The sequence below is a fragment of the Flavonifractor porci genome (assembly GCF_037572415.1).
GTDB lineage: Bacteria > Bacillota > Clostridia > Oscillospirales > Oscillospiraceae > Flavonifractor > Flavonifractor porci.
This window is the reverse complement of the sequence record NZ_JBBHLB010000016.1, coordinates 73,569-80,070: the sequence shown is the minus strand read 5'-3', so window position 1 is coordinate 80,070 and position 6,502 is coordinate 73,569. Positions and strand designations below refer to the sequence as shown.

6 protein-coding genes and 2 tRNA genes are annotated in these 6,502 nt (G+C 53.1%); 1 reads left to right on the top strand and 7 read right to left on the bottom strand.

Features of this window, described 5'->3' with window-relative positions; all coding sequences use genetic code 11:
* The 3 genes from WHJ28_RS13245 to WHJ28_RS13235 form a co-directional block, all read right to left on the bottom strand.
* Window positions 1-139: transposase (locus WHJ28_RS13245; RefSeq protein WP_340042544.1), on the bottom strand; the 139-nt coding region annotated here is incomplete at its 3' end.
* Window positions 140-383: 244 nt separating this feature from the next.
* On the bottom strand, window positions 384-1,745 hold the full coding sequence (locus tag WHJ28_RS13240; protein ID WP_340042541.1) for a DUF4417 domain-containing protein: 1,362 nt from the start codon (window positions 1,743-1,745) through the stop codon (window positions 384-386).
* Between the two features lie 142 nt (window positions 1,746-1,887).
* A tRNA-Pro gene (locus WHJ28_RS13235) sits at window positions 1,888-1,964 on the bottom strand.
* Between the two features lie 202 nt (window positions 1,965-2,166).
* Here WHJ28_RS13235 and WHJ28_RS13230 point away from each other — a divergent pair.
* Window positions 2,167-2,241: transfer RNA gene (locus WHJ28_RS13230), tRNA-Thr, on the top strand.
* Window positions 2,242-2,316: 75 nt separating this feature from the next.
* Here WHJ28_RS13230 and WHJ28_RS13225 read toward each other — a convergent pair.
* From WHJ28_RS13225 to nagB, 4 genes are all read right to left on the bottom strand, one after another.
* Window positions 2,317-2,697 carry a hypothetical protein gene (locus WHJ28_RS13225; RefSeq protein WP_340042540.1) on the bottom strand — a complete coding sequence of 127 codons (381 nt, stop codon included), beginning with the start codon at window positions 2,695-2,697 and terminating at the stop codon, window positions 2,317-2,319.
* 584 nt (window positions 2,698-3,281) lie between these two features.
* Window positions 3,282-4,403 carry an ABC transporter ATP-binding protein gene (locus tag WHJ28_RS13220; protein ID WP_340042539.1) on the bottom strand — a complete coding sequence of 374 codons (1,122 nt, stop codon included), beginning with the start codon at window positions 4,401-4,403 and terminating at the stop codon, window positions 3,282-3,284.
* Window positions 4,404-4,596: 193 nt separating this feature from the next.
* The gene (nagA, locus tag WHJ28_RS13215) at window positions 4,597-5,718 is read right to left on the bottom strand and encodes an N-acetylglucosamine-6-phosphate deacetylase (protein ID WP_340042538.1); all 1,122 of its coding nucleotides are present in this window, start codon (window positions 5,716-5,718) and stop codon (window positions 4,597-4,599) included.
* A complete protein-coding gene (gene nagB / locus WHJ28_RS13210; protein ID WP_340042537.1) occupies window positions 5,709-6,461 on the bottom strand; it encodes a glucosamine-6-phosphate deaminase in 753 nt (250 codons plus the stop codon). The genes nagA and nagB overlap by 10 nt, the downstream gene beginning before the upstream one ends.
* Window positions 6,462-6,502 lie beyond the last annotated feature (41 nt).

Sequence of the window (6,502 nt, the reverse complement as noted above, 5' to 3'; positions counted from 1 at the left end):
ACAACTGCCGCAGTATTTTTCCTATTGCCGCTTTCTTTTCTCTGTAAAATACCTTCCTGCGGTACTTCGGCGCAAATACAATATGATATTTGCAATTCCATCGTGTATGAGATAAACTACTAATATCATTCAGTCCCATCTGAATGTCCTCCCTTTGCTATTCTTTGTGCAGTTGGCAGACCGCACTTTTATTATAGCAAAGGGAGTTTTTTTATCACTTTCATCGCCATAGGCTTTTTGCTACCACTCGCCTAGCGAGTGGTTTTCTTTATACAAAAATCGGAGCATCCCGAAGGATGCTCCGATGGTCCGAGTGTCATTAAAGGATCTGTGAAAATCCAGTAATATCAATGGTTTATAAGCAGTCGGCAAAAGGTTTCATCTTAAATTGTACGCTCCCACACTTTTACTTGCGTGATTACATCGCGCAGACGATCACCACCAACTATATACTCCAGAATTTCGTCGGCGGTATCACACCATTTCTCGGTACGAGCGTTTATTTCCGCAGAGCCAGCCTGACAGATCATCATTTTAGTTGCTGCGCCTGCTGAGGGAGAAATGCAGCCAAAGCAACAATACATAATGCCGTTCCATTCGAATTGAATTTCTCCGCCGCGCCTCATACACCACTTAAAATCGCTGATTGTTTTGAATCGATCATCCTCAAATGTATTGGTTGGTACAACCGTCTTCATAGAATAGTGTCTCCTTTCACGGTCAAATGCTTTTCCAGAGCGTTCGACCTTGCTGAGGTGAGGTCCTAATTCATCCCAATAGACATCGTGCGTGTGAGGATTATCGTGAAATTTTGGAGTTCCGTGATCAGAATAATGAGTCTCGGAATCAGCCTTTCCATCTGGGCCGATATGAGTCTCATACAAGTCTCCCTTTTTGGTAAAAGACTGTTTTACTTCACCCGGTTTACCAATAAATTTTTCATCGGCTGGTTTGGAGGGCTTCCATTTCCCACCGTATGCACTGCCGCCCCCCTTGCCAATTAGGAACGGCTCTATTGTATCATGATTTGTATAGAAAGAGCCACCAATTTTGAAAGATTCCAAATCTTCTTTCTGAAATCCACGCTCGTAATTCATATACCGCCAAGAACTGCGTTCGTAGTCCACATAGATGATATTACCTTGCATTTCGGGAAACGGTGTATTGTAGCAAATGATTTTTTCCGGCTCAATGCGCCGCAGCATCTCGTTGTATCCAGCCATGAACCACTCTTTTTGATCCTGGCGGTTGTCGTGTTCGGACGCCATGTAGGTGGAGACAGCCACCACACTGCCTTTTTCAATCCCGTCAAAGCAGAAATCGAACGTGGATTTATCGCCCCAGTTGATGGTGGGAATGACCCGGAGCCCTTTGGATGCCCAGTAAGCGCCGCACCAACGATTACGAAATACATTGTAAAGCTGCATGACAGGCGCCATTTCCAGATACATATTGAAATCCGGCGACAGCACTGCACGGTACCGGGACAGTTTTTCAATGTCATTGTCTGGGTTCTTCCAGACCCGCTCAAAGCGATAGTCATATAGGAAGAAGTGTACCATGCGGTCGAGGTGATTCTGGTCCTCCAGGTGGGTTTTGTCAAAACCGATCAACAAAAGATCATCAAAGTCTCCGGGCCTTTCTTGGAACTTAGGAATGATGGGGATTTTTAACTTTCCTTTTCCGGGAAACTGGTTGCGAAGCAGCGTCTGACTCGTTCGGTAGTTGTAGTTTTCTTCGGTCATATGGAACCTCCTGTATGTAGTAAGGAACAAGTCCTTCTACATACAGGCTCCCAAACAACGAAAGTTGTACATCTCTGTGCAACGGCATAAGAAAATTTACAAATTGGTAATAAAAATCGGAGTACCCCGAAGGATACTCCGATGGTCCGAGTGGCGGGATTTGAACCCACGGCCTCTTGGACCCGAACCAAGCGCGATACCAAGCTTCGCCACACCCGGATAAAATTATGCCGCGCCAAATACCGGTTATATCGCACCGTCTTATTGAACGCTAAATAGTATTATAGTGGCACGAAAGTAAATTGTCAAGAAAAATAAAGATGCTGTCTGGCTGAAATGTTTCCCCCAGCGGCAAGAATTCTCCTTGACAATTTGTTTCTTCTATTGTATCATGTTACAGGTAATTTGGAGCAAACTATGCGCTAGTGTGGCTCAGAGGTAGAGCAGCTCACTCGTAATGAGCAGGCCGTGGGTTCGATTCCCACCACTAGCTCCAAAAAAGACACGACTTACGTCGTGTCTTTTTTGTATTTCAACAATTCAAGGTATCTACAACGCGGCAATTCTCACTTTAAAGCGCGCGGTGCAGTTTTACTATAGTCAGGTTGATTTCTCCATCCACCGCATCCCCGGAGCCTGAATAAGTCAACGTAAATGTAGTGGCGGCTGGTGCCCGCAAGATGATAAAACCGGAGCCCGCCGCACTTCCGCCCCCTGTACCAACTGCAAAATAGATCCCAGTCTCCAGATGTGTAGTACCGTTATAGAATGGCGTAATTTGCATATAGTTGGCCTGCCGAAAAACTGCTGACACTTTATAAGAGATTAAATAGTAACCCGGCTCCAGACTAATGACTGTTGGTCCAGTCTGCGTGATTTGCCCTGTTGGATCTGTTATATCGGGAAGCAATACCAGTTGACTCCCCCGGACAAGCGGATACTGATAATTCACATATGACGCAAACACATCATCTGGAACACTGGCAACAGGTCCGGTGGGACCTATCGGACCTATTGCCCCTGCAGGACCCGTTGGTCCGGCTGCACCTGTCGGTCCTTGGGGCCCAACTGGGCCTGTTGGGCCAGTACTGCCTGCTGCTCCTGAGGGACCGGTAGGACCAATGCTGTCCGCTCCTGCAGGGCCTGTAGGACCTATGGGACCGGTAGGACCGGTTGGGCCGATACTGCCCGCCGTCCCTGCCGCCCCTATAGGACCCGTTGGTCCGGTAGGACCCATTGCTCCTATCGGGCCCATAGGACCAGCACTGCCTGTCGCCCCTGTGGGACCGGTAGGTCCCCGCCAGATACAGCAGGACGGTCCGCCCGGGTGAAGTGGGTCCGGGTTATAATATCGATATTGCTCACTTTCCCGTTGCTGCAAGGCCGCTCCCCCGTCTCTCCTCAATTTCTCCGGCAACTCATGAGAGCACTGCCGTCTGCACCATCTTATTCCCTCCCCTTGCAACTGGTTCTGCCGACAAAGAAAAACCGGCCTCTGCCGCAGTTGCGGCAGGGGCCGGTTTGGTATGCTGGAAATCAATACAGCAGGTTCTTCTCAGTCTGAGGATCAAACAGGTGAATCAGCTCAGGACGGAAGGTAAAGTTGATGTCGGTACCATAGGGAATACCCGCCCGGTGCTCCTCAGGCAGCTCGGTGGTGGGGATACGCAGTACCACGTCCTTGCCGGCGGCAGTCACATGGAGGTACACCTCGCTGCCCATCATCTCGGACACATCCACAGTGCTGGATACGGTATGAGAACCAGCCACAGGGGCAAAGGAAATGTGCTCGGGACGAATGCCGGCCACCACATCCATATCGCTTACACCCTTCTCGGTGAGGATCTTCTGAGCCTTATCGGCGAGCTCAATCACAGCATCAGCCACAGCGATCTGATACTTGCCGTCCTTCTTCTGCAGCTTGGCATCAAAGAAGTTCATTTGAGGAGAGCCGATGAAGCCAGCCACAAACAGGTTGGCGGGACGGTCGAAAACCTCCTGCGGGGTGCCGATCTGCTGAATAAAGCCGTCCTTCATGATGACAATACGGTCGCCCAGGGTCATAGCCTCTGTTTGGTCGTGAGTGACGTAAATGAAGGTGGTATTGATACGCTGACGCAGCTTGATGATCTCAGCACGCATCTGGTTACGCAGCTTGGCGTCCAGGTTGGACAGGGGTTCGTCCATCAGGAACACCTGAGGATCGCGGACGATGGCACGGCCGATGGCCACACGCTGACGCTGACCGCCGGACAGAGCCTTGGGCTTACGCTCCAGGTACTGAGTGATGTCCAAGATTGCGGCAGCCTCCCGCACTTTCTTGTCGATCTCCTCCTTGGGCACCTTGCGCAGCTTCAGAGCAAAAGCCATATTCTCATACACAGTCATGTGGGGATAGAGTGCGTAGCTCTGGAATACCATGGCGATATCACGGTCCTTGGGCTCCACATCGTTCATCCGCTTGCCGCCGATGAGCAGATCGCCCTCAGAGATGTCCTCCAGACCGGCCACCATCCGCAGAGTAGTGGACTTACCACAGCCGGAGGGACCAACCAGCACGATGAACTCTTTGTCCGCGATCTCCAGATTGAAGTCGTGAACGGCGGTCACCTTGTTGTCGTAGATCTTCTTGATGCCTTTCAGAACCACAGTTGCCATATACATGAACCGTAAGGGCAATGCCTCCGCAAATACCCTCTTGTCCCGGAAGAGCGAAACTTCCGGAACGTTACGGCAGGTCTCCACACTGCCGCACCGCCGGTCCGGCGGATCTTCCTCCTTTTTTACGACTCTTCCGCACCTATAAAAATGGAGTAGACGCGGAAGGCCTGAATTGGGGGGTGCCTCCTATTCAGCCGCGGACCAGTTCGCCGCGGAAGAATACGTCTTTCAGCTCCAGATTCTCATCCAGAACCACCACATTGGCCCGCTTGCCGGGCTCCAGGCTGCCGGCCCGGCTGAAAATGCCGATGGCCTTGGCCGGGTTGACCGCGGCGGCCCGCACGGCGTCCGCCAGGGGGATACCGAAGGACACGGCGGTCTTCATACAGTTCATCAAGTCGGTAACAGAGCCTGCGAGGGTACCGTCCTCCAGGGTAGCATACTTACCCTTTACTTTGACGGCCTGGCCGCCCAGGGTATAGTCGCCGTCGGGCATACCAGCAGCCCGCATGGTATCGGAAATCAGAATGACCCGCTTGGCGCCAAACATCTTGAATACCGCTCGTACCACGGAGGGATGGATGTGAACGCCGTCACAGATCAGCTCCACGTTGCACAGGGGGGTATCCAGGGCCGCGCCCACCACGCCGGGAGCCCTGTGGGTAAAGGCGGGCATGGCGTTGAACAGGTGTGTCACCTGCCGGGCACCCAACCGGAAGGCCTCCATGGCGGTATCATAGTCGGCGGTGGTATGGGCCAGAGAGATGGTAACTTCACTCTCCATGGCCTCGATAAACTCCATCGCGCCCGGCTCCTCTGGGGCCAGGGATACCAGCTTTACCAGACCCTGAGAGGCGGCAATAAGCCGACGGAGCATATCCACATCGGGAGCGTGGAGCCACTCGCCGTTCTGAGCGCCTTTCTTGGCCATAGAGAGGAAGGGCCCCTCCAGGTTGATACCGCACAGAGCGGCACCCGGCTTGTCAGCGGCCTTATGGGCAGCCGCCACCTGGCATACCTTGGTGAGCTGAGCCTCCAGCAGGGTCATACCTGCGGGGCAGATCTGCGTCACGCCCCGGGACAGCTCATACTGAGCCATGATCTCCAGGCCCTCGGGGTCGGCGTCGGAAAAATCGTGGCCCTTGCAGCCGTGAAAATGCACGTCGGTGAGGCCTGGAATCACATAGCAGCCGCTGGCGTCGTAGGTCTTGCCGTCGGCACTGGAGTTGGAGAGGAGTCGACCGTCAAAGCAGACGTCCCGCTTGACAAAGCCCTCCTGCAGGTCAAAGACCTGGCCGCCGGTTATCCGCATACGGGAACACCTGCTTCCACCAGCTTATGGAGGGCAGCCTTATCGCCCACCAGAGTCACATCGGGATGGAGCTGCAGCACAGAAGCAGGTACTTCCTTGGTGACGGGGCCGCTGAAGGCCTCCTTCACAATGTCAGCCTTCTCCTCACCGCTGACGATGATCAGAATGCGGCGGGCATTCATGATGTTCTTGATGCCCATGCTCAGGGCATGACGGGGCACCTCGTCCCGGCTCTCAAAAAAGCGCTTGTTGGCCTCAATGGTGCTCTCGGTCAAGTTCACCAGGTGGGTCTCCAGGCCGAAGTCGTCACCAGGCTCATTGAAGGCGATGTGGCCATTATGGCCCATGCCCAGCAGCTGCAGATCGATGCCACCCAGGTCCCGGATCAGCTGGTTGTAAGCATGGCACTCAGCCTCGGGGTTCTTGGCCAGGCCGTTGAGCACATGAGTGTTCTCCGCTTTAATGTCGATATGATCGAACAGGTTATCCTGCATGAAATAGCGGTAGCTCTGCTCATGGTGGGGAGACAGGCCCAGGTACTCGTCCAGATTGACGGAACGGACCTCAGCAAAGGACAGATCGCCCTTCTTGTACCAGTCCACCAGCTGCTTGTAGGTGCCTACGGGGGTACCACCAGTAGCGAGACCCAGCACGCAGTCGGGCTTATAGATGACCTGGGCGGAGATGATATTGGCCGCCCGGCGGCTCATGGCCTGATAGTCTTCCGATTGATAAATACGCATAATAATGTAACTCCTAGCCTTTCATGTCAAAATGGGGCGGG